The organism is uncultured Nostoc sp., assembly GCF_964245575.1.
GTDB lineage: Bacteria > Cyanobacteriota > Cyanobacteriia > Cyanobacteriales > Nostocaceae > Nostoc.
The window spans coordinates 1-24,934 of the sequence record NZ_CAXTNP010000103.1 but is presented as its reverse complement, the minus strand read 5'-3'; the positions used below and the strand labels follow the sequence as shown (position 1 = coordinate 24,934).

Here is a 24,934-nt window from a genome sequence, read left to right as displayed (position 1 = left end):
AATATAAGGATTGTATTAGAAAATTTTAAATGGTGTATTGACTTATAAAACAATTAACTATATTCTAAAATTATCAAGCAAAAACAAAAGTTATCTATAATCTGTGGAATCGGGTAAACCCATCTAAATTAATTTTGCTCACAACGAACGTGAATCAGCAACGAATAAATCAGTATTTGTAATTTAATTTATTTTCTAAGCTTTAAACCCCTCACTTAAATCTTTGTTAATATACAGGGTTTAGTGAGCTTAACTCAGAATCTTTAGAAAATAAGATAGTCTTATTGACATCATGCGATCGCCCTAAATTTCTGACGCAGATTAAAGATAATATCTACCTGACAAAAATAACTGTAATTGAATAGAGGCACATTGAATGAGTGTTTATTCCAACAGCTTGATAAGTCCGCATCATTTTTCAACGTTAGTTGAATTGCTGATTTATAGAGCAAAAAATCAGTCTGAACAGAAAGCTTATACTTTTTTACAAAGTGTAGAGACAGAAGCAGCCTCGTTGACTTATAGAGAGTTACATGTGCAAGCACAAGCGATCGCAGCTAGTCTTCAGGCTCTAAATCTTGGCGGTGAACGTGCTTTGCTTCTATATCAACCCGGTCTAGATTTTATTGCTGCTTTCTTTGGATGTTTATATGCAGGCGTTATTGCTGTTCCGGCATATCCACCCCGACGAAATCAAAAATTGTCCAGATTGCAGGCAATAGCCGCAGATGCCCAAGCCAAGATTGTACTGACTTCTAAATCTATTTTAGATAACCTCCAAACTGGCTTCACTCAAGAAGATTTAGAAATTTCTGGATTGCATTGGCTAGCTACCGATGAGTTGAATAACGATCTAGCACAAGCATGGCAGCCGCAAGAATTGATCGGTAATACCTTAGCTTTCCTCCAGTATACATCTGGCTCTACAGGGACACCAAAGGGTGTGATGATCACTCATGGGAATCTGTTGCATAACGAGCGGATGATTGAGAAAGCCTTCGGACATACAAACAAAACTATTGTTGTTGGTTGGTTGCCTGTTTTCCATGACATGGGACTCATTGGAAATGTCTTGCAACCCTTATATTTAGGGGTTCCTTGCATTCTTATGTCTCCAGTAGATTTTCTCCAAAAACCAATTCGTTGGTTGCAGGCAATATCTCACTACAAAGCTACAACTAGTGGCGGGCCAAACTTTGCTTATGATCTTTGCATTCGCAAGGTGACACCCGAACAGTTAGCGACTCTCGATCTCAGCAGTTGGGAGGTTGCCTTTACTGGTGCTGAACCTGTCCGTGCTGAGACTTTGGAGCAGTTTGCTTCTACTTTTGCACCTTGTGGCTTTCGCAAGGAAGCATTTTATCCTTGTTACGGTATGGCAGAAACCACTCTGATAGTAAGCGGAGGTGAGAAAACAGCTTTACCAATCACTTGCAACGTAGAAAAAGCAGCATTAGAGCAAAACCGAATTGTAAAGCAGCATGAGAGTCGGGGAGATATCCAGACAATAGTAGGTTGTGGGCAAAGTCCTTCTGATCAGAAAGTTGTTATTGTTGATCCCCAATCCTTAACGATGTGTGCGCCTGAGCAAGTGGGGGAAATCTGGGTAGCAGGCCGGAGTGTTGCTCAAGGTTATTGGAATCAACTTCAGGAGACAGAGAAAACTTTTCATGCGTATTTAGTAGATACTGGTGTTAGCGATAGTGCAACTTCAGTCCCATTTTTTCGCACTGGAGACTTAGGATTTTTGCAAGATGGGGAGTTATTTATTACAGGGAGACTCAAAGATGTAATTATCATTAGAGGGCAAAATCATTATCCACAAGATATTGAACTAACTGTTGAGAATAGTCATCCAGCCCTTAAACCTGGCTCAGGAGCAGCATTTTCCATCGATTTCAAGGGTTCCGAACGACTAGTTATTGTTCAGGAGGTAGAACGGAGTTACTTGCGGAAGTTAAACGTTCAAGAAATTGTCGGAAATGTTAGACAAGCAGTGATTGGACAGCATGGGCTGGATATATTTGCTACAGTACTCATCAAGACTGGAAGTATTCCCAAAACCTCTAGTGGCAAAATTCGCCGTCAAGCTTGTCGAACTGCATTTCTTTCCGGTAGCTTAGATGTGATGGAGGATTGGACTGAGAATCCTCAGGACAAAGCTAAGTTTAAGGATCTAGAAGCAGACGTTGATTCTGTTCTAAAGCAGTTAACACCTACTAAGCACCTATGAACAGCAATCGGATTATCTAAGAAAAGATTCAAACCGATCCAACTAAATAACAGATATCCAAGATAAGTTTTTGATTAAATCTGATCACAGAAGAGAGTGATCCCAAATAAATACCTGCAAACTCTCTATAGGTCTATCTATAGGCAGTTAAATGGACAACTATCATGCTTTGATGAGTTTTTGATTAAATCCGATCACAGAAGAGAGCGATCGCAAATAAATACCTGCAAACTCTCTACAGGTCTATCTATAGGCAGTTAGATTGACAACTATCATCGATTTCCAATAGCTGAGTTGCAGTAGTGGCAGATAGCTCCAGATGCTGGGATCATTTATCTTCTAAAGTTTTTTAGCTTGGTTTGAAATGTGAATATTTCTAAAAGAGGTATGGTTGCAGTGAAAAAATTGGGTAGTGCCAAAATTAAACGCATTTGATTGTTAAAACATCTACATAGGCAAGGACTTAAACCATGACAATGCAGAATATTGAAGTAAATACCACACCTACAGTTGCACTCAAGCAGATCCCAACAGCAACAGAGATTCAAGTATGGATAGTCTCTTATCTAGCTGACTTGCTGGAAGTTGATTCTGAGGAGATCGAAGTCACAATACCTTTTGACCGCTATGGTTTAGACTCTTCAGCAGCAGTTGGTTTGACAGGTGACCTAGAAGACTGGTTGGGATGTGAACTTGATCCAACCCTACTGTACGATTATCCGACTGTCGAGGCTCTAGTTCAGCATTTGAACTCAGAGTTAAAAGCTAAAAGTTAATCTCAATTCTCTTCATATTTCACGCCAGCATCAGTGAAAATTGTCACTACCATCTAACGATTATTTCAGGAGAAAATCATGGTAACTATAAACAAAACTCTGACTCCGTTAGAAGCGCAGGAGCCAAAGCACTTCCAACGCATTGAAAAAACTTACCAAAATAATCAAGACTCAGATTATACCGAGAAAATTAAAGAACTTGGTAATGAATTCAATTACGCCAAAAATAGCAATTATTATTGGAGTAAACCCGACCTTTCGCTTCTTTATGGAACTCCTCTTTACGATGCTGCTTCTGACACACAAAAACTAGCGCTTAACCATCTTTATTGGGTTGGCAATTATAACCATACTGCTGTTAGCGAAGCCAGTACAAGTATTTACAACATGGTTACGTCTGGTGTTTTTCGTGCCGTTGGTGGTTACGAAACACTATGTGATGAACTGGACTTTGAAACCGATCAAGAAAGCTACCACATTCGTACCTTTCAAAAGATAGGTTACAAATCGAAAATGGGTATTGTCGGCAAAACCATATTAGGTAATTCCCTTTATGGCAAAACAGAAAAAGACAATAATAGTTGGCTTAATCTTTTGATTCCTCAACCTGTGCGCGAGTATTTCACCTCTACTCAAGGAAGTTCTCCCTTTTCGACACAGCGAGACAATACCTTAACTGCGATCGCTAAGACAATGTTGAGCGATAAAAAACAGTATTATTCTCAGTATTTGAGAGATTTAGAGGAAAAAGGCGAGCCTATTCCTGCACCAGCAGATGGATTAGCAGGGCGAATCGCACCCCGCTACTGGTTAAGGTTTTTTACTGTTAACTGGGGTATGTCGCCGTTTATGGCATGTCAGTACTATTCTTTGCGCTACACTGCTAATGCGATTCTCAAAAATCAAGAATATCCTTATGTGAGGTATTACCGAGAGTTAGAGCAAAAAGGCGAGTATATTCCCACCCCAACAGCTGTTTCCTATTACCACTTATTGGACGAGGCTTTTCATACCACGATCTCTCAAACGATTGCCAGAGATATGTATAAGGATTTCCCAAAGCCAACTGCTTACGAGAAATTTATATCTGGTTCGATAGTCTATCAGATCCAACGCAACCTTTTGAGCGGACTTTCTGGAGTTTTACCCGGTCGTTGTGTTTACGATGACCCCATGTTAATGCTCTTTTTCTATAAGCTTTTGAAGTCTCCTCTATTCAACATGGAAACCAAAGAAGCACTCAATTGGATGGAAAAATGCTTCTGCCAAGAACATGAAGGCTTCCAAACCGCGCTAAAATATCATCATAGTCTTTTGGAATTGATGCAAAGATTATTTAGTCGCCTAGACTATCAGTGGTCTGTCAACCGTAACATGGGGATCATGGCTGCTGGAGCCTCAGTTGACAAAGCAATTCAAAACAATATTCCGGTCTTTAAAGAGTTCTCCAAATCGGTTTTGGCTCAAGAGAGTTAAAGCAATTCATCAGGGACTTCCAAATAAAAAATATCCAAACAACTCTCTTCTTTATTCCTGTGTGTTCTCTGTGTTCTCGGCGTCTCTGCGGTTTGTTTATTTGGGTAATTTATTTCTTGGAAATCCCTAATTCGCAATTCGTAATTGAATTCTTAACTACGAATTAGTAATTAGTTAAAAAGAGGCATAATATTTTGATGGAAGCCATAGCAATTGTTGGCATTGGTTGCCGTTTTCCCAAAGCTAAAAATCCTGAGTCCTTTTGGCATCTCTTGCGTAATGGAGTAGATGCGATCGCCCAAGTACCACCAGAACGATGGGATATAGACGCCTTTTATGAATCTAAGCCAGCTACACCAGGCAAAATGAACTCCCGTTCGGGCGGTTTTTTAGATCAGGTAGATTTGTTTGATCCCAGCTTTTTTGGAATTTCTGCCCGCGAGGCAGAACATATTGATCCCCAACAAAGATTGGTGTTAGAGGTAGCTTGGGAAGCTTTAGAAAATACTGGGGTTGTACCAAAAACTCTAACGGGTAGCCAAACGGGGGTATTCATTGGTATTACCAACGCTGACTACCACAAAATTATCTATAAAGACTCTTCTCAGATCGGTGCATTTAGTGCCACCGGTACCACTCCTTGCATTGCCGCCAATCGTCTATCTTACTTGCTGAATCTGCGCGGCCCCAGTATGGCCATAGATACGGCTTGTTCTTCGTCATTAGTAGCAATTCATTTAGCTTGTCAGAGTTTGCGAAACGGAGAGTCCAATCTCTGCCTCGCTGGAGGAGTTAACTTGATGTTAGCTCCAGAGCCTGCAATCTCTTGCTCTCAAGCTCAGATGATGGCTCCTGACGGTCGCTGTAAGACCTTTGACGCTAGTGCTGATGGTTATAGCAGAGGAGAAGGTTGCGGTATCATCGTACTTAAGCGTCTAGAAGATGCCCTCCATGATGGAGACAAGATTTTGGCGCTGATTAGAGGCTCGGCAGTCAACCAAGATGGTACAAGTAATGGACTGACAGCCCCGAATGGGCCTTCTCAGCAAGCGGTTATTCGCCAAGCCCTAGAACAGGCTGGAGTTGCGCCAGCCCAGATTAGCTATGTGGAAGCTCACGGCACTGGCACTTCTTTAGGAGACCCAATTGAGGTTAAATCCCTCAAAGCCGTGCTGATGGAAGGTCGTTCCCCAGACCAACCCTGTTGGATTGGCTCAGTCAAGACCAACATTGGTCATTTGGAAGGTGCTGCTGGCATGGCTGGCTTGATCAAGGTGGTCTTACAAATGCAACAACGGGAAATTGCCCCCCATCTGCACCTTAAGCAGCTTAATCCTTATATTTCTCTGGAAGGTACACCGTTTGCCATCCCTGTTGAGCTACAGCCTTGGTCTTACCCTGGAAGTCGCTTGGCAGGGGTTAGCGCTTTTAGCTTCGGTGGCACTAATTGCCACATAATTTTAGAAGAAGCGTCACTGCAAACCCCAGTCACGAGTGAAGCCGAACGCCCCCAGCACATTCTGACCCTATCGGCGAAAACTGCTCCGGCTCTAGCGGAACTAGCACAACAGTATCAAGATTTCTTTGCGTCTCACCCAGAAGTGTCGTTGGCGGATGTCTGCTTCAGTAGCAATACAGGGCGATCGCATTTTGAGCATCGCCTCGCTGTTATTAGTGAATCTGCTGTACAAATGTGTCAGCAATTGAGTGCTTTTAGCGCTGGAGAAGATACTTCCGGTCTTAAGAGTGGGCAAGTAACGAAAAAGAAGTTGCCGAAGCTAGCATTTTTATTCACCGGTCAAGGATCGCAGTATGTCGGTATGGGTCGCCAACTCTACGATACCCAACCGATTTTTCGGCAAGCTATTGACAAATGTGCCCAAATTCTGCATCCATACCTTAACCAGCCTTTACTTGAGATTCTCTATCCTGAAGCGGGCAAATCTTCATCTTTAGATGAAACTGCCTACACTCAACCAGCCTTGTTTGCTCTGGAATATGCTCTGTTTCGATTATGGGAATCCTGGGGGATCAAGCCAGATGCAGTCATGGGGCATAGCGTCGGTGAATATGCGGCTGCTTGTGTCGCAGGGATATTTAGTTTAGAAGATGGTCTGAAGCTGATTGCCGAACGCGCTCGTCTGATGCAGGCGTTGCCCCAAGATGGTGAGATGATGGTGGTATTTGCGTCGGAAGCTTTAGTAACCTCAATTATTCAACCTTATCCCCAAGTGACGATTGCTGCCATTAATGGCCCTAACATAATAGTAATTTCTGGCGATCGCCACGTTACAGAAGTAATCACCAGCATTTTGCGGACAGAAGGAATCACGACGAAAAAATTACAAGTTTCTCATGCTTTCCACTCTCCCTTAATGGAACCAATACTAAGTGAGTTTGAGCAAATAGCCAAAAATATTACCTACTCTTCACCTAAAATCAGCCTAATTTCCAATCTCACTGGTCAACCAATTACAGATGAAATCGCTACTCCTGAGTATTGGTGCAATCATGTGCGGCAGCCAGTACGATTTGTAGACAGTATGGAGGCGCTGTATCAGAGAGGCTACAAGATATTTGTAGAGATCGGCCCCAAGCCAATACTAATGGGAATGGGTCGTCACTGTTTACCAGAGGGAGAGGGAGTTTGGCTACCTAGCTTGCGTCCTCGTCGTGAAGATTGGCAACAACTTCTTGACAGTTTGGCGGTATTGTACGTCAGTGGCGCTTTCATAGACTGGAATGGCTTTGATAGAGACTATGCCCGTCGTCAAGTGGTGTTACCGAATTATCCATTTCAACGCCAGCGCTATTGGTTTGAAGCAGTTAATAATGGGCATTCAAAAATAGAGTCTTTATCCCCAGATCGTATCCAGACTCAAATCTTCAATCTCTTGCATCAAGGAGAGACTCAACAACTAGCCAAATACTTACAAACTGCAACAGAATTCTCTCAAGAAGAAATTAAAGTACTGCCTAAACTGTTAGAAATATTAGCCAAGCAACATCAACAACAACTAACAGCAGCATCCTACAAAGATTGGCTTTACGAAGTTAGTTGGCAGCCCAAGCCGCGTCAGTTGACCCAAATCAGCGCTCACGAATCTGGTAGCTGGATGATTTTGGCTGACAGCTGGGGTGTTGGAGAAGCCCTAGCCCATCTTTTACAAGAGCGGGGTGAAAGTTGTTTTCTGGTTTATCCTGGAGACAGCTATCAAGCTAAACAGCCTGGAACTTGGAGTGTTAATCCATCGAACCCAGCCGATTTTGAGCGGCTTTTCCAAGAGGTAATGGAAACTAACAAGTTACCTTTAAAAGGAGTTGTTCACCTCTGGAGCTTAGAAGCAGGATTGACTTCAGAATTAACTATCCCTTTGCTAGAAAAGATTCAGGTTCTTGGTTGTGCCAGTACCCTGCATTTAGTACAAGCTCTTGCTGATCGCTTCGCCTCGCCCCGTTTGTGGTTAGTAACCAGGGGAGCAGTACCAGCAGTCTCTTCATTGCAAGCTCCAGCCCAGGCTTCTTTGTGGGGATTGGGTAAAGTTATTGCTTTAGAGCATCCCAAGTTGTGGGGAGGACTACTAGATTTAGCTCCCGATGCTCCCACAGATGAAGCAGTAAATCTGTTAGCAGAGATTTGGGATTCTCAGGGGGAAGACCAAATCGCCTTTCGAGAAGGACAGCGTTATGTGGCTCGTCTGATCCGCAGCGAAATTCCAGAGGCTCGATCAATGTCTCTACACTCAGATAGTACATATCTGATTACTGGAGGGCTGGGGGCGTTAGGGCTAAAAGTAGCACAGTGGATGGTAGAGCAAGGGGCGCGGCATTTAATGCTGACTGGACGCAAAAAGGCATCTGCTGAAGTACTCCAAGCGATCGCTAAGATGGAAGACATGGGAGCTAAGGTAGCGCTCGCCCAAGCTAATGTAGCCCAATGCAGTGATATGGTCAGAGTATTCGAGGATATTAAGAACTCAATGCCGCCTCTGGGAGGAATTTTCCACGCTGTTGGTATGCTTCAGGATGGCATTCTCCTACAGCAGGACTGGAAGTCCTTCGAGCAAGTTATGGCAGCAAAGGTCAAAGGAACTTGGATTCTGCACACATTGAGTCAGCAGTTACAATTGGATTTCTTTGTAACATTTTCCTCTGCTGCCGCATTATTAGGTTCGCCAGGTCAAGGAAATTATGCAGCCGCTAATGCTTTCATGGATGCCTTAGCCGATTATCGTCGGGCGTCGGGACTGCCAGGATTGAGCATCAACTGGGGACTCTGGAAAGATGCTGGCATGGCTACAACTCTGGGAAACCACCACCAAGCAAGATTAGCTGCCCAAGGAATTGAGTCAATACCACTAGAGCAGGGATTGCAGATATTAGGAAATTTGCTAGGAAAGGATACAGCCCAAGTAGGAGTATTGCCAGTTAACTGGTCTAAGTTCTGCCAACAAATTCCTCAAGGTGTGGTTTTGCCATTTCTGGAATCTTTCATTGCAATAGATAACAAACCATCGTTGCAGCGAACAAAATTTTTACAACAGTTAGAGATAGCCCCTGTAAATGAGCGACAAACTCTTTTAATTGCTCACATCCAAACTGAACTTGTTAAGCTTCTGGGGATTGATTCATCGGAATTAGAGCCGCAGCAAGGTTTTCTTGATCTAGGCATAGATTCTCTGATGGCGGTGGAGTTGAAGAACCGTTTGGAAAGTACTCTGAGTTGTTCTCTACCTGCAACTTTAATTTTTGACTATCCCACAATAGAAGCGCTTGTCGATTATCTACTTAAAGAAGCGATCGCGGCATTTTCTGATGAATCTGCTGTGCAGTTAGAAGAAACCAACTATGAGGAGCAAGTTGTAGCTGAGTCATATTTTGACGATTTATCAGACAGCGAAGCTGAAGCACTGTTACTTGGTAAATTAGAGAGCATGAGGTATTGAACAGATGAATTCAGAACAAGAAAAGACTGTATCACCCATCAAGCGGGCACTTCGGGCTATTGAAGACCTACAAGCTAAAGTTGACCTGCTGGAGTACGCCAAACGAGAACCAATTGCCATCATTGGCATGGGTTGCCGATTTCCAGGTGCTGACAATCCAGAGGCATTCTGGCAACTGTTACGCAACGGAGTTGATGCCATTACTGAAGTTCCTGCTGACCGTTGGGATATTGAAAAATTCTATGACCCAGATCCTGATGCTCCTGGCAAAGTGTGTACCAGCAAAGGCGGCTTTTTGACTCAGGTAGATGGTTTTAACCCAGAATTCTTTGGGATTTCAGCTAGAGAAGCAGCAAGTATAGATCCTCAACAACGACTCTTACTAGAGGTTGGTTGGGAGGCTTTAGAAAATGCAACTCTTGCACCAGAGCATTTGTATAACAGTTCTACAGGAGTGTTTATCGGCATTTACCTCAATGATTACAGCAAGGTAATGTCGTCAATAGGAGACTCAACCCAAATCGACGCTTTTAGCGCGATCGGCAACTCCTTGAGCGTAGCGGCTGGGCGCTTGTCGTATATTTTAGGGCTAAAAGGCCCGAGTATGGCGATCGATACTTCTTGTTCTTCTTCATTAGTTTCAGTGCATTTAGCTTGTCAAAGTTTGCGGCTGGGAGAGTGCAATTTAGCCCTAGCTGGCGGAGTTGGCTTGAATCTCGTACCAGACACCAGCATTGCTCTCTCCAAGTCGCACATGCTAAATCCTAACGGTCGCTGTCAAACCTTTGATGCTGCTGCTAATGGCTTTGTAAAAGGAGAAGGGTGTGGTGTCGTTGTTCTAAAGCGCCTCAAAGATGCCTTGGCTGACGGGGACAATATCTTAGCCTTGATTCGGGGTTCTGCGGTAAACCACAATGGTCGCAGTAGTAGCTTAATTGCTCCTAATGGGATGTCTCAGCAAGCTACGATTCGCCAAGCTTTAGAAAATAGTGGCCTAGACTCAGCCCAGATTGACTATGTAGAGGTTCAGGGTACAGGGACATCAGTTGGAGAACCGATTGAAGTAGCAGCTTTGGGGGCAGTGTTTGGTAAGAATCGTCCTCAAGATAAACCTTTGGTTATTGGTTCAGTAAAAACCAACATTGGTCACTTAGAACCCGCTTCTGGGATCGCCAGTTTAATTAAGGTGGTGCTGGCTCTGCAACATGGAGAAATTCCACCCCACCTGCATTTTCAGCAGCCTAATCCTTATATTAAATGGGATGAATTCAGCCTAAAAGTTCCGACTGAGCTAATGCCCTGGACTGTAGGAGCAAAGCGCAGACTGGCGGGAGTGAATACCTTTGGCTTTAGCGGCACTAACGCTCACGTAATTCTGGAAGAGGCTCCAATTTCAGAAGTAGCGCCAAGCTCAATAGAACGCCCCCTACACCTACTGGCACTATCAGCGAAGACAGACGAAGCTCTAATCGAGTTAGCCGAACGGTATGAGAAGCACTTGGCTGCTAACCCAGACTTAGCTTTAGGAGATATCTGCTTTAGTGCCAATAGCGGGCGATCGCACTTTCAGCATCGCTTAAGTGTGGTAGCATCTTCATCTACCGAACTTTATGAAAAGCTAGCCGCCTTCAGGGGTGGGCAAGAAGTAGCAGGGTTATTTAAAGGAAAGGTCGCAGGTTCTCCTAAAATAGCCTTCATTTTCACAAGCTTTAGCTCCCAGTATCTAGAAATGGGGCGTAAACTCTACGAAACTCAACCTACCTTCCGTGCTACCCTCGACCATTGCGATCAAATCCTGCGTCCTTACTTAGAGCAACCATTACTAGAGATACTTTTCTCTCAATCTCCCCCTGCCCCCCCTGCCCTCTTCTCCCTAGAATATGCCCTTTTCCAATTATGGAAATCCTGGGGTATAGAACCCACCGCAGTTATGGGTCATGATATTGGGGAATACGTTGCTGCCTGTGTAGCTGGAGTTTTCAGCTTGGAAAATGGCTTAAAGTTGGTTGCCAAATCCCAAGTAGACGAGTTTGAGCAAATCGCTAGGGAAGTAACCTATTCCCAACCACGAATTCCCGTAATTTCTCATATAACTGGTGAAATAGCTACCCCTCAGTACTGGTGTCAGCAACTACGACAACCCGTAAATGCTGCCAGCGTGAATATTATAGCTCAACAGGGGTATGAAATATTTGTAGAAATAGGTAGCGATCGCTTATCTGAAACTGAAAAACTTTCGCTTCTTAGTCTGCATCCAGAAAAAGAAGATTGGCAACAGCTACTAGAAAGTTTGGGAGCTTTATATGTACATGGGGCAAAAGTAGACTGGTTAGCTTTTGATCTAGATTACTCGCGTCAACGTCTGCAATTACCAACCTATCCCTGGCAGCGAAAGCGTCACTGGTTTGGAGCTAATCGGAATGGGCACGATAAAGTTGAGAGCTTTTCCCCAAATAAATCTCTCAATAACGCAGATTTCAAACAATTAGTCAAGCAGTTAGAAATGACCGCAGAACTCTCACAAGCAGAATTGAATTTGCTGCCTAGACTATTTCAGCTATTAGAGAAGCAACACCAGCAGACCGAAACTGAAGAGGAGACCAACATAACATTGCAGCAGCTAAGTCTCAAGTCTCTGACAGCAGAAGATATTCAAGCTTGGTTAGTTAACCAAATTGCCCAAGAACTGGGAGTCAAACCCGATGAAATCAATATCCGGCTACCTTTTGATAGTTACGGTTTAGATTCCGTGCTAGCGATCGCCATTTCTAGTGCTGGAAAACAATTCCTCGGACTTGATATGTCTCCACTTCTATTGGTGCATTATCCCACTATAGAGTCTCTTTCACAGCACTTAGCCAAAGAAGTAGAAGCTTCTGAATCAGAAACCTTTGAAATTTAACACCAAAGCTGTTTAAGAAAAAATTACATAACAACAAAGATGGTGAATCTATGAACGTATCAGAATTTTTGGAAAATCTTAATCATCAAGGCGTTCAGTTGTGGACAGATAATGATAAACTCAAGATTAATTCTCCTAAAGGATTATTAACACCAGAAATCCGCACACAACTAGCTGAACGTAAAACAGAAATTCTCGCCTTTCTGCAAAAAAGCAGTGATACTGTTAGTGATAATACAACTAAAACTCAAGACCTGAGTTTGCAAACAATTGGCCGTTTGATTGGTGGTTATTGTCGGAAAATTACAGGTTTTATCCCTCCTGTCATCGATCCAAAAATTATGGCAAATCGGCTAAAAGTTACTTTTAGACCTTTGCCTAATGGTTACAAAGAAGAAACAGTTTTACAGTTTAGGAAAGAGTTAGAACATAAATTAGAAGAAAACGGAGTTCAGATTTTATCTTGGGAAGAAGCAACTAAAGAGTTTAACTACGAAATTACTATTCCTTTAGTTAATTGGAAAAGAAATATCACCACAAGGGTGGTTAAATCAGGTGTTAATGCTGTTGTAGATGTTGAAAAACATCCTTCTTTATTTGGTAAAGCGAAGATATTTGTAGCAGAATTGCTGTATCGATTATATTCTCGTTTTGTTTTCAACAATAGCCCGATATCTGCTTCTAAAATTATGCAATTTATCAGTTGGGCTGAAGAGAGTGTCCAACCACTTGAAGACCCAACAAATACGCAAGCGATCGTTTTAACAAAACTCAATCCAAAGCTAATTGATCCAAAAACACCTTATCAACAAAAAATTCCAATTGGTGTAAATACCTTAATTAAGAACTTTTCGGAAATTGTTATTGGGGTTGACAACACCAATATCTCTATCTTAAACATGAATCTTTCCGACTCGGTATTTTCTACAAAGTTACTTGACGAGTTTGTTTCTAAGTCTTTAATCCCTAAAATATTTGTCCCAATTCAACCATTACCTTTAAGTCGATTTGAAATTGGTGAATATGACTCAAAAACATCTGTCTATGCAGGTCAATTAGTCAAATTAGGTAATGAGTTAGCATCAACAGACTTACTACCTTCTGGTTTTAAAATTAACGATGTGATGAAAAGAAAGTCCCACCGAGATATTGTGGACTGGATGATAAATGGTAGAACAGGAGTTTCTTACGGTTTTGTTGCTTACGCCGAAGCGCCACAATATATAGGAGCTGTAGAAATATCCGAGAGGGAGTGGGACAGTTTATCAACGATCGCAGGATTCAGCCGTGATGAACTGCGTCAAAATGAAATCGGTAGAAGGTATATCAAAACCAAGATTGCCCAAAAAGACCTATTTAAACAGATACCAGACATCTGGCTTGCCAGTGCTCGTTCCGGCTCAAATAAAACAAACCTGAATTTAGAAACAGACGTATTTAGGGTTGGATTACAAGACAGGTTATTACTCCAGTTGCCAAAAGGTCTTAATTCTGTAGTCGGTGATATCAAACCCTCTTATGATATCTATGTCATGGTGGCGATCGCACTGGCTGCTGCTTTATACGCACCAAAGTTAATTGAAAATGGGATGCCAATGGTTCATTTCCACGGATATCCTTCAAAAGAGTGGTTGCAACCCCATGAATACTGCACTGGAGTTCAAAATCCCTCCGTTCCTTGTGGAACTTATGAATCAGGAGTTTTTAATTTTTTAGGTATATACAATCTAGTGAATAAATATGGCAGCAATATTGCCTTAGCCAGTTTGATAGAACCAGATCATGGCACAAATATCATCGCCTCTGACTGGAAATATTTACTTGCCAGAATCAAAACTGGAGTTGAACAGGAGCAAATTGAACTGGGTGGTAAGCATTTCCCTTCTCTTAAGGAAAGTGTTGCTATTTCCTAAACTAGGTTGGTACTGATGAAAAAGGATGTTAAGCAAACATGACAATTATTGCAGGTCAGACAGTACTTCTGACAGGAGCCTCACGCGGGATAGGAGTGTTTATTGCTCGTGCTTTGGCAAAAGAAAAGGCAACTATAGTTGGTGTCTCGCGATCGCAAGAGGCACTAGATCAAGTATCTGCCGAAGTCAAAGCTTTAGGAGGTCGCTGGTTAGGTATTAGATATGACCTCAGTAAGCTAGAGGATCTGCCAAACCTCGTTCAACAGATTAATCAGGTTGCAGGGCCAATTGACATTTTGATTAACAACGCAGGTATAGAAATATATAGGCAATTTCAAGATTATTCTACTGCGGAGTTGCAGTCAATATTAACAATTAACTTGCTATCGGGGATGGAATTAAGTCGTTTGGTACTACCAATGATGTTAGCCCATAGCAGAGGTCACATTGTTAATATTGCTTCTCTGGCTGGTAAAAAGGGTAACCCTTACAACAGTGTTTACTCTGCCAGCAAAGCTGGTTTGCTAATGTGGACTGATGCACTCAGGCAAGAACTAGTTAGTACTGGCGTAAAGATTTCTGCAATCTGTCCAGGATATGTTTCTGGTGAGGGAATGATTGCCGATACTGGCGTACCGATACCAAAGTTAGCAGGCGCATCTACACCAAATGATGTAGCAAAAGCCGTCATCCGAGCTATTAAGCAGAATCAGGCAGAAGTAATTGTCAATCAAGATCCGATAACAGCAACTATATCAAAACTGCTGATGGGGCTGTGGCAAATTTTCCCCCAGTTTGGAGACACAGTTTACCAGTGGATGAGAGTAGGTAAGCTCAATCAACTCCGCATCGAGAATCAAAAGCCTGTTGCGTCGAAATTCAGTGGAAGTAAATCAATGCTAACAGTAACATCAGACAAAACCATTGAAAGATAATGTTGTCAAATTTAGATATGAAATTTAAAAAAGATTGTCACTAATCCGAAGCAAACCAAATGGTAAAACCATGAAAAAAGTATATTTGATGATTTATGATTTAGGTGCAGGTCATCGCAGCACAGCTAATGCTTTGCAAAAAGTGATTGAAAAGCGGCAATTGCCTTGGGAAATTCATATAGTCGATGCTTTCAAAGAAATCATTGGCACGACTGCTCCACATTATGTTTACAATCAACTGATACTTAAAAAAGAGTGGGCAAAAATTATTAATGACCCTTTCTTAGTTCCCTCATTCAAATTACAAATACGCCTTTCTCATTTTGCTTGGTTAGGACGTTTTAAAAAATACTGGCAGCAGCATCAACCTGATATGGTGGTTTCATTACTGCCTTATATCAACGGGCTGATTAATCAAAGCTTGCAAGCAGTATCGCCCAGTGTGCCTTTTACAACCGTAATGACCGATCATGCCGATTCTCCACCCCACTTCTGGATTGATCCACAAGCACAATTCTTAATTTGTCCTACTCAACGAGCAGTTGAACAAGCAAAAAACTTGGGTTATACGCAAGAGCGAATCTTCAGCACTTCCGGAGTGGTAATTCATCCTCGATTTTCTGAACCCGTAAATAGCGATCGCCGAATTGAAAGAGAACGCTTAGGTCTAGATCCAGATTTACCTACAGGTTTAATCACTTTTGGTAGTCAAGGATCAAAAGCAATGCTAGAAATTGCCGATTCTCTAGAGAAATCATCACTAAATCTACAACTCATTTTTATCTGCGGACGCAATGAAGAAATAGCAAATACTTTGCGCCGTCAACAGAGTCGCTTACCAAGGTTCATTGAAACTTTTACTAATGAAATCCCCTACTACATGCATCTGTCAGATTTCTTTATTGGGAAATCTGGCTCTGTAGGTGTCAGCGAGGCTATAGCAATGAAATTGCCAGTAATTACAGATTGCAACGCCTTAAGTATGTTTCAAGAACGACCCTCGGCTGAGTGGATTGAAAAAAATGAGATTGGTATTGTAGTCCGCGATTTTCGGGATATTAACCAAACTGTAGCAAAGCTAATCCAACCGGAAACTCTAGCTCAGTACCGTGACAACGCTGCTGCGATCGACAATCAAGGAGTATTTGAAGTTGTTGATATTTTGGAACAAATGCTTGAAAGTTCTTTCTCAGTTGCGCCTTCTCTAACGGTTGAGATAAATAAGCAGTTATCCTCGACAGTTTGATGAATATAGCAATCCGAAAAAAATAACCTGAGTGAAATAATATGCTATTTGATTGGCTGATCGTAGGAGCCGGATACTCGGCCTGTGTAATGGCTGAACGGCTAGCAACTCAACTTGGACAGAGAGTACTGATTGTAGAGCAGCGAGACCACATTGGGGGTAATGCCTACGATTATTACAATGAGCATGGCATTCTCGTTCATAAATATGGGCCTCACATCTTTCATACTAAGTCTAAGAAAGTATGGGATTATCTGTCTCAATTTACAGAATGGAGGCATTACTATCATCATGTGTTAGGAGTTTTGGAGGGTAAGAAAGTCCCTATCCCTTTTAATCTCAATTCTCTCTATGCACTTTTTCCTGAGAAATATGCAGAGAAGCTGGAGAATTTGCTTTTAGAAAACTTCGGTTTTGGAGTGAAAGTACCCATTTTAAAACTGCGAGAGAGTGCTAGTGGCGATCTCAGCTTTTTAGCTGATTATATTTATGAAAATGTTTTTTTGCATTACACAATCAAGCAGTGGGGGATGAAACCAGAGGATTTAGATCGGGGGGTAACAGGACGTGTTCCAGTTTATATAAGCCGGGATGACCGTTACTTTCAAGACCCCTATCAAGCTATGCCTAAGCTAGGCTATACAGAAATGTTCCGGCGAATGCTAGCTCATCCCAACATTAAGATACTGCTCAACGCAGATTACCGCGAGATTATCAAAGATGTTAAGTTTCATCGGCTACTTTGCACTGGCCCGATTGACACTTTTTTTGATTATATGTATGGTGAATTGCCCTATCGTAGTCTGCGCTTTCAATTCGACACTTTGGATCAAGAGCAGTATCAAGAGGTGGGTACAGTTAATTATCCCAACGATTACGACATCACTCGCATCACTGAGCAGAAGTATTTGTCAGGACAAACTTCTCCTAAAACTACCTTGGTGATGGAATATCCCCAGGCTTATGTACCAGGGAGAAATGACCCGTATTATCCTATTCTCAATGAACAGAGCCGCGATCGCCTAAGCTTATACCTTAAAGAGGTAGAGAAACTCAACGGTACAGTAGTATTTGCAGGGCGACTTGGAGATTACAAGTATTATGACATGGATCATGCAGTGCTTCGGGCATTGGGTTTGTTTGAGAAAGAAATAGCGAATTCTATGTAGAAAGTCCCTTAAGTATGTGATCGCACTTGTGATGGATAAAAAACATAGAACTCTTTCCCTAAAGTTCTGACTAAAAAATTGTTAATATTTTCTCACAGAAAGATTATGCTTCAACAAAAACTCGTTAGTACAACCAAACAACGCCTTGAATGTTCGATTTGCAATTATCGCGTCGATCCAAATGATAAATCTGCATTTTCTACGTTCCCATGCAGTATCAGAGCCTTTATAGGCGAAAAGTTTCAGGTTTGGCGATGTCCCGATTGCAAGACGATACATTGTTTAGATGTCGTAAATCTTGACCACTACTACGCACAATACCCGACTGCTAAGGCAATACTCACATGGTCATATCGATTTCTCTATGGAAATCTGTGCCGCCAGTTGACAAAGCATGGGTTTTCCAAGACTGACTCGTTGCTCGATTATGGCTGTGGTGCTAACGGTCTGTTTGTACAATATCTGCAAGAACGTGGTTTTGCCAATTCCTATGGATATGACCCTTATGGGCCAGAGGACGGCTTTGGCGATCCAAAAACCCTCCAGCGTAGACCTTTTGATTACATCTCGCTTCAAGATGTCATCGAACATGTTGAAGATCCTAATGATCTATTAACTAAATTAAATAATATGCTGTCTCCTGGTGGTTACATTTTAATCAGTACACCTAACGCCGCTAATATCGACCTCAAGCGACCCGACTTACCCGATCACTTTAACTGTATGCATATCCCCTACCACCTTCATGTATACACGCGTGAAACCCTCGAATCCTTAGGGAGATATCAGGGATGGGAGCCTGTAGATTTCTTTGACCGGAAATATGACGATACACCCTGGTTCGGCTTCAACAATCGAGTTTATAACGTTTACATGAGCCTCTTTGATAACTCACCAGACGTTTTTGTTGAGCCGTTGAAACTAGGAAAAGCGTTGTCCTCTTATAAATTCCTCTTCTACGCTATTTTCGGTTATTGGCTCAGTTTCCATTCTGGGATGAGCATCATGTTTCGCAAAAGCATTTAATCCAACGATCGCCTTCCTTATGAAGTCGCTCTTTGAACTCAGTTGAATAGAAATTCGCACAGCAGCATAACAAAAAAAGTTTTGTTTTTAAGAAATATTTTGTATTTATGGAAACAATGCAATCACCCTCATATCCAAAAAAAAAGTTTTTGATCAATGTTGTCACCGGAAATAGTGGTGGAGGGCATATCGCTACTTCTAATGCGATATCTTCAATCATTGAGCAACAACTCCCCTGTCAAACTAGTGTTACTGATGTGGACGTATTAGCGCAGCGTTTAGCAGAAGGAAAACAGACATTAGATATATATAGGTTATTCGGAACTAGTGGAGATCAAGTTCTCAACCAAATCATGCAAAGCGGCTGGACATGGATTCATCATCTGATGATGCCCTTTAATAAATTACTGATCAAACTAAATCACGATGCTGGTGTGAGGATATTTGAAGAACACTGGCGCGAACAACAGCCAGATATGGTAGTTTCTGTAGTGCCGTTGTTTAATAAAATGATATGGGAAAGTTTACAGAGAGTAAAACCAGATATACCTTTGTTGACAATTATCACAGATTTTGCTGATTTTCCGTCCGCTTATTGGATAGAACCGGAAACAGGAAGTTATATAGTCTGTGGCACTGAAAAAGCAGTAAAGCAAGCTCGTTCTTTGGGAGTCAAGGAGGAGCTAATCGTCAAAACTTCCGGACTAGTAATTAACCCTCGCTTTTATGAACCGATTGTGAGCGATCGCGCCCAGGAAAGGCAACGGTTGGGTTTAGATCCAGACTGTCTGACTGGACTTGTGTTATTCGGGGGTAATGGCTCCAAAGTCATGTTAGAAATTGCCAAGCGTCTGGAGCGTTTTCAACAAAAGCTACAACTCATCTTTATCTGCGGACGCAATGAAGAACTAGCTTTAGCTTTACGTAAGAGCCAAGGTCTTCAAAAAAGGTTTGTCACCACCTTTACCAAAGATATTCCTCACTATATGCATCTTTGTGATTTTCTAATTGGTAAACCAGGCCCTGGTAGCATCAGCGAAGCGTTAGTAATGAAGCTACCAGTGATTGTAGAACGGAGTGCTGCGACAGTGCCACAGGAACAATATAACACTGAGTGGATTCAACAGCAGCAAGTAGGTCTGGTTATCCGCAGTTTTCGGGATATTGATCGAGCCGTTGAGCAGTTTCTTCAGCCAGAAAATTTTGCCCGCTACCGTGAAAATGTCGCTGCTGTGAACAATAGAGCCGTGTTTGAAATTCCCGATATCTTACAGAAGATTCTCGCTACTAATAAAACAACAGTGGCAGAACCACTCCAGCAGAGGTAGTGAAAGCGATGAATCAAGATCGTATTAAAGCAGTTACGCTGGCGGCAATGTGTTTCGCTCTGTTCATGGCCAATCTTGATGACACTGTGATGAATGTGGCGCTTCCCCAGATTCAGATAAGTCTAAACTCTGGCGTGTCGGGATTACAGTGGATTCTCAACGCTTACACTTTGTCTGCGGCTAGTATAATGCTGCCAAGCGGAACATTAGGAGACATTTATGGACGTAAGCGAGTTTTCCTTACAGGGCTAGTCATCTTCACGATCGCTTCTTTAATTTGCGGTCTGGCTCCAAGTTTGAGTATCTTGATTACTGGGCGAACTCTTCAAGGGTTTGGAGCTGCTGCCTTAGTGACTGGTTCTCTCTCGATCATTGCTGATACGTTTCCTGAACCGAAGGAAAAAGCTAAAGCTCTTGGTATTTGGGCTGCGGTATCAGGACTTGCCCTAGTTGCTGGCCCAGTACTAGGCGGACTGCTAGTGGATACTCTAGGATGGCAGAGCGTCTTCTTTCTCAACTTACCACTGGGGGCGATCGCTTTTCAGGTGACTTCGCGTGTTGTTAAGGAAAGTAAAGATCCCAACAAACAACGTCTTGATCTGCCTGGTTTACTGCTCAGTGTAATCTTTCTGGCTTCACTTACCTATGCACTTACCCAAGGGAATGCTGGGCTGTGGCGATCGCCGTTGATTGTCTTGCTGCTGATAGTTGCTGGACTTAGCTTTCTGGCATTTTTATTTGTTGAGTCCCGCAGTAGCCACCCAATGCTACCATTAACCTTGTTTCACAATTCAACGTTTGCTGTAGTCAATGTCGTTGAAATTTTAGTATTCTTCACTGTTGTCAGCTTGCTTTTTATCTTCAGCCTGTTCTTCCAGCAAGTACAAGGATACTCGGCGGGGGCGGCGGGCTTGCGCTTCCTGCCGATGAATGGAGCTTTTGTAATTGCATCTATATGTTCTGGGTGGTTTGCTGCTCGCTTAGGGTGGCGCTTTACGATCGCGACAGGACTGATTCTAGCAAGCATAGCTACGTTTTCATTGATCCGAATCAATGCCGATACAGAGTATGGAACTATTTTATGGAGCCTGATTCTTTCAGGGTTCGGTAGCGGTTTGACACTCGCGCCTTTAGCAGCAGTAGGTCTGAGTTCTGTACCCTCGACGAAAGTGGGAATTGCCTCAGCAGTAATCAACACTAGTAATCGTCTTGGGAATATCTTAGGAGTTGCTATCCAAGGAACAATTCTCACGCAACAGCTAGCTTCAGATTTGGCGCGATCGCTCTTTGCTTGGGGTCTACCCTCAAACCTCCAAGATCGCCTCATGCTTGATGTTTTGCGTGGTGGATTTCAAGTCCCCAGTCACCTGCCAGCCAACATTTCTACCCAAGCTATGCATCAGGCGATTAGCAATGCATTTGTGTCGGGTCTACATGCAACTGTGCTTCTAGCTAGTATTGCCCTTGTCGGTGGAGCATTTTTGATTTTGGTGTTTGTTCAGCCAACTTTTAACCAAATCACTAACAATTCTCCTGTTTATATTAAACACAAAAAGCAGGGTAAACGTATCTAAATTAGACTTTACAAAAAAGATGTTTTATGTAACAACGCTAAAAATTCTCCTTTTTATATTAAATAGAAGAAGCAAGGTAAGCGGATCTAAATTAGACTTTACAAAATAGATGTTTTATGTAACGACGCTAAAAATTAGGATTTATTGTTTGATTAATTTTCCAACGGTGAAAGCGATGTCTAGGACGCTCTTGCAAAAATAAATCCTTTACTATTTGGCCTAACTATTGGATAGTATTCTTTGGAGATATCCAAATATAACCACCAAAGCATCAACATCAGTTAACGGAAATTAGTCACAACTCCGAAACTGAGTCTCGAAAAAATCTAAATTGTTTCTGAAATAAGGGATTTAAACAAAATGGCTGATGAAAAATTAGCAATCTCATTATTGACACCTGCCAGCGATATAGTTCTCGGAGGGGGTACAAATGATTCTGAAGCCCTTTTCGGTCGTGCCGGAAACGATACCATTTATCCTGACAATCCGATTGCAAGCGCCACTCAAGCAACAAATGTAGATTATTTGTTCGGCGATCTATTTGACAACTCTCCTGAAGAGTATGAGATTATTCTGAATATTCAGAATGCTCAACAAGGTGGTGATCCCTTTCTTATCCTAGATAGAAATATCCCATCTGTAGGGGCAGACAGATTTGTTCTTGGTGATACAACTCAGCCCTACTATACTACCTCTAACCCAGCTACCCTACTAACTACAGACTTCCTTGGTTTGAACGAATATGCTGTCATTTATGATTTCGGCCCAGCTAATGATGTCATCCAGCTAAATGGTAAACCAAAAGACTATCGAATCGTAAAAATTAATGGATTACAGGTTCCAGGAGTTGCACGACCTATTTCTGGAGAAGCTATCTTTTCACTGCAACAGGGAGCACCTGACCTTGTAACTTTTGTGGTTGAAAAGCCTGATGTCAATTTAGATTTGAAGTCAAATAATTTCCGGTTTGTCGGTGACAAACCACCAAAAAAACCAACAGAAAACAAGAAGATTCAGCAATTAGGGACTACCGGAAACGATCTCAGTCTTGCTACGGGAACAGATTCTGTTGGCAATGTTTATATATCAGGAACTACCACTGGGTCATTGTTTGGAACCAATCAAGGTTTTACAGATGCTTGGCTAGCGAAATATGACAGCAATGGCAACCAGGTTTGGGGTAGGCAGTTTGGCACCTCTAGTGATGAGTCGAACTTTGCGATGGTTACAGACAAAGATGGTAACTCTTACATGGCAGGTGGCACGTCGGGTAACTTGTTTGGAACCAAGCAAACAGAAACTGATGTTTGGGTGGCTAAATATGATACCAATGGCAATCAGGTGTGGGGTAAGCAGTTTACTGCTGGTGGTTTTAGTAGTGGAGCCTTTGCACTTGATCTAGATCCAGCAGGGAATGTCTACTTATCAGGAATAGAAATTAACAACAATCAAAGAACAGACATTTTCAATTTTGCCGTTCAGGATAATTCCTGGGTGTCTAAGTTTGACACCAATGGCAACCAGCAGTGGCTTACCCTGATCAAGGATCCTTCAGCAACCTTCCCTTTTGACATAACTCCATTTTTTGACGAATGTTACGACCTTGCCGTTGATAAGGATGGCAACAGCTATGCTGTAGGCTGGACTCAGGGCTTAGTTAGAGAGTCAGACCCATCGCGACAACTTTTGAAGTATGATGCCTGGGTGTCAAAGGTGAACACCGCAGGGCAGGTACAGTGGGTTCAACAGCTTGGAAGTACAAATCAGGGACTTGATTTTGCTTGGGGTGTTGACACTGACAGCAAAGGCAATGTTTACGTTACAGGATGGACTACAGGGGATATTGGCACAAAGGTAGGAAAAAAGGGAATCGGGGGTCGCGATATTTGGATTAGCAAACTTACCCCAGATGGATCTCAAGTGTGGGCCAAACAGTTTGGTTCTCCAGATGATGATGGTATGTACCTATCGGACATGCAGATCGATGACAAAGACAACATCTTTATCATTGGAGAATCTAACGGGAAGTTAGGAAAAGGCCAAAAAGATGAATCTTATAATGCCTGGGTGGCGAGGTTCGATACTGATGGCAACAACAAGTGGATTCAACAATTTGGAAGCAAAAAGAATCTTGACTACCCCATAGGTGTTACTACTGACGCAAAGGGTAATCTTTTCGTTACTGGAGCTACTGATGGGTTATTAGGGAACAGTGGTGGCGTTAATACCTCAGCTCTGGACGGTTGGTTGGCTCAACTTGACGTCAACAAAGGAAAACTGCAAAAATTTATCGGCAGTTCAAATGATGTCATTAGTATTGCCGATCCTGAATCAATTCCCACCATTGATATCACTAATGATTTAGTAACTAAGGAAAGGCTGCCTCAAGGCGATAACCTAATTAACCCTGCTGAGGGGATCAATCTTAACTTGACTCAAGGGATTAGCACTAACTCTGCTCAGGCAATCAGTAGTAGTAGCAGTGCATTCAACTATGGACAGATTGTTTCTAGTCTTGGCAGCATATTTGACCCTCAGTCTCAAAATTCTTTTCCTTCAGCTTTGGCTCAGGCAGTTAATAATGGCAGTATAGTGATTTGAAATGATTAGGATTAGGGCGTGTTTTCAAACTATAACCACAAAATAATGGAGGCGAACATGATTTTCGTGGTTTGTGCCATCATTGCTCTCGTTAATTTCAACACTACACTGGTTTAATTTCCGTTGAATTTCAAGGAAAAGGCAGGGGGAAGGAAGCTAAAAGCTTGGGGAAGCCCTTGCCCTGACTGCTTAAAAGCCTCAAGGCTCTTAAGCCATCCTGCGAGGCTCTGCCTCTGGTCATATATTCCCAATCTTGAGGCTGGGAACGAAGCGACACAAGCCTTTAGGCTTTACAAGCGTGCCATTCGCTACAAGCTTTAGTCTACTGAAGTAGACTAAAGATTTTCTGGTATATTTTAGTCATCAAGAGATGACTTTTGCTATGTCCCGTAAGAAACTTGAGTTCCTTATGGGACATAGCTTTTACATTAATTTGACACCAATAAGCATTGCTGTACCCCTACAGCATGGTCTATTTACGATCGCAGGATAATTAAGAAAAATCTGAAACAATCTATTTACGTTAAGTAGCTAGGCGGAATTAAATATAAAACGCTCAAGGGCATATTCACCCTTGAGGCTTCTAGCTGAGATGCCATCAATAATTGCGATCGCTAAATCATAGTTATTATCAAACATTTGCCCAGCAATTTGATGAGTTTTCAGTTGATGTCACTTAGACTCAATTAAATTCATCTCGGAACAATAGGGAGGCAAGAAAAACAAGTATAGTCCTTGTTGTTGCCTGGGAAAGTTAAGTTCGAGGGTTATTCGTTTTGGCGATCGCTTACGATTAAGTGGCGGTGGCG

At 42.3% G+C, this 24,934-nt stretch carries 13 protein-coding genes; all 13 read left to right on the top strand.

Going from position 1 to position 24,934, the window contains the following annotated elements:
* Window positions 1-376 precede the first annotated feature (376 nt).
* The 13 genes from ACFFAP_RS17615 to ACFFAP_RS17555 all read left to right on the top strand — a co-directional run bounded on the left by ACFFAP_RS17615 (window position 377) and on the right by ACFFAP_RS17555 (window position 24,125).
* A complete protein-coding gene (locus ACFFAP_RS17615) occupies window positions 377-2,233 on the top strand; it encodes a fatty acyl-AMP ligase (RefSeq protein ID WP_375512418.1) in 1,857 nt (618 codons plus the stop codon).
* Between the two features lie 470 nt (window positions 2,234-2,703).
* Entirely contained in the window at window positions 2,704-3,009 is a 306-nt protein-coding gene (locus tag ACFFAP_RS17610; RefSeq protein WP_375512417.1) for an acyl carrier protein, read from the top strand.
* A gap of 78 nt (window positions 3,010-3,087) precedes the next feature.
* The gene (locus tag ACFFAP_RS17605; protein ID WP_375512416.1) at window positions 3,088-4,485 is read left to right on the top strand and encodes a hypothetical protein; all 1,398 of its coding nucleotides are present in this window, start codon (window positions 3,088-3,090) and stop codon (window positions 4,483-4,485) included.
* 197 nt (window positions 4,486-4,682) lie between these two features.
* Entirely contained in the window at window positions 4,683-9,431 is a 4,749-nt protein-coding gene (locus ACFFAP_RS17600; protein ID WP_375512415.1) for an SDR family NAD(P)-dependent oxidoreductase, read from the top strand.
* Between the two features lie 4 nt (window positions 9,432-9,435).
* Window positions 9,436-12,333, top strand: coding sequence for a beta-ketoacyl synthase N-terminal-like domain-containing protein (locus tag ACFFAP_RS17595; RefSeq protein WP_375512414.1), 2,898 nt, complete (start codon window positions 9,436-9,438; stop codon window positions 12,331-12,333).
* Window positions 12,334-12,383: 50 nt separating this feature from the next.
* Complete coding sequence (locus ACFFAP_RS17590; RefSeq protein WP_375512413.1) at window positions 12,384-14,246, top strand: hypothetical protein; 1,863 nt, start codon at window positions 12,384-12,386, stop codon at window positions 14,244-14,246.
* A gap of 38 nt (window positions 14,247-14,284) precedes the next feature.
* Window positions 14,285-15,181 (top strand): SDR family NAD(P)-dependent oxidoreductase, encoded by an 897-nt coding sequence (locus ACFFAP_RS17585; protein ID WP_375512412.1) that lies wholly within the window; start codon window positions 14,285-14,287, stop codon window positions 15,179-15,181.
* 70 nt (window positions 15,182-15,251) lie between these two features.
* Complete coding sequence (locus ACFFAP_RS17580) at window positions 15,252-16,427, top strand: glycosyltransferase (RefSeq protein WP_375512411.1); 1,176 nt, start codon at window positions 15,252-15,254, stop codon at window positions 16,425-16,427.
* Window positions 16,428-16,468: 41 nt separating this feature from the next.
* Window positions 16,469-17,596: a UDP-galactopyranose mutase gene (gene glf / locus ACFFAP_RS17575; protein WP_375512410.1), complete on the top strand. Its 1,128-nt coding sequence runs from the start codon at window positions 16,469-16,471 to the stop codon at window positions 17,594-17,596.
* Between the two features lie 105 nt (window positions 17,597-17,701).
* On the top strand, window positions 17,702-18,622 hold the full coding sequence (locus ACFFAP_RS17570) for a methyltransferase domain-containing protein (protein WP_375512409.1): 921 nt from the start codon (window positions 17,702-17,704) through the stop codon (window positions 18,620-18,622).
* A gap of 116 nt (window positions 18,623-18,738) precedes the next feature.
* Window positions 18,739-19,950 (top strand): glycosyltransferase, encoded by a 1,212-nt coding sequence (locus tag ACFFAP_RS17565; RefSeq protein ID WP_375512408.1) that lies wholly within the window; start codon window positions 18,739-18,741, stop codon window positions 19,948-19,950.
* An 8-nt stretch (window positions 19,951-19,958) separates the two neighbouring features.
* Window positions 19,959-21,524, top strand: a complete 1,566-nt coding sequence (locus ACFFAP_RS17560) for an MFS transporter (RefSeq protein WP_375512407.1) — start codon at window positions 19,959-19,961, stop codon at window positions 21,522-21,524.
* Window positions 21,525-21,884: 360 nt separating this feature from the next.
* Window positions 21,885-24,125 (top strand): SBBP repeat-containing protein, encoded by a 2,241-nt coding sequence (locus ACFFAP_RS17555; protein WP_375512406.1) that lies wholly within the window; start codon window positions 21,885-21,887, stop codon window positions 24,123-24,125.
* Window positions 24,126-24,934: the final 809 nt, after the last annotated feature.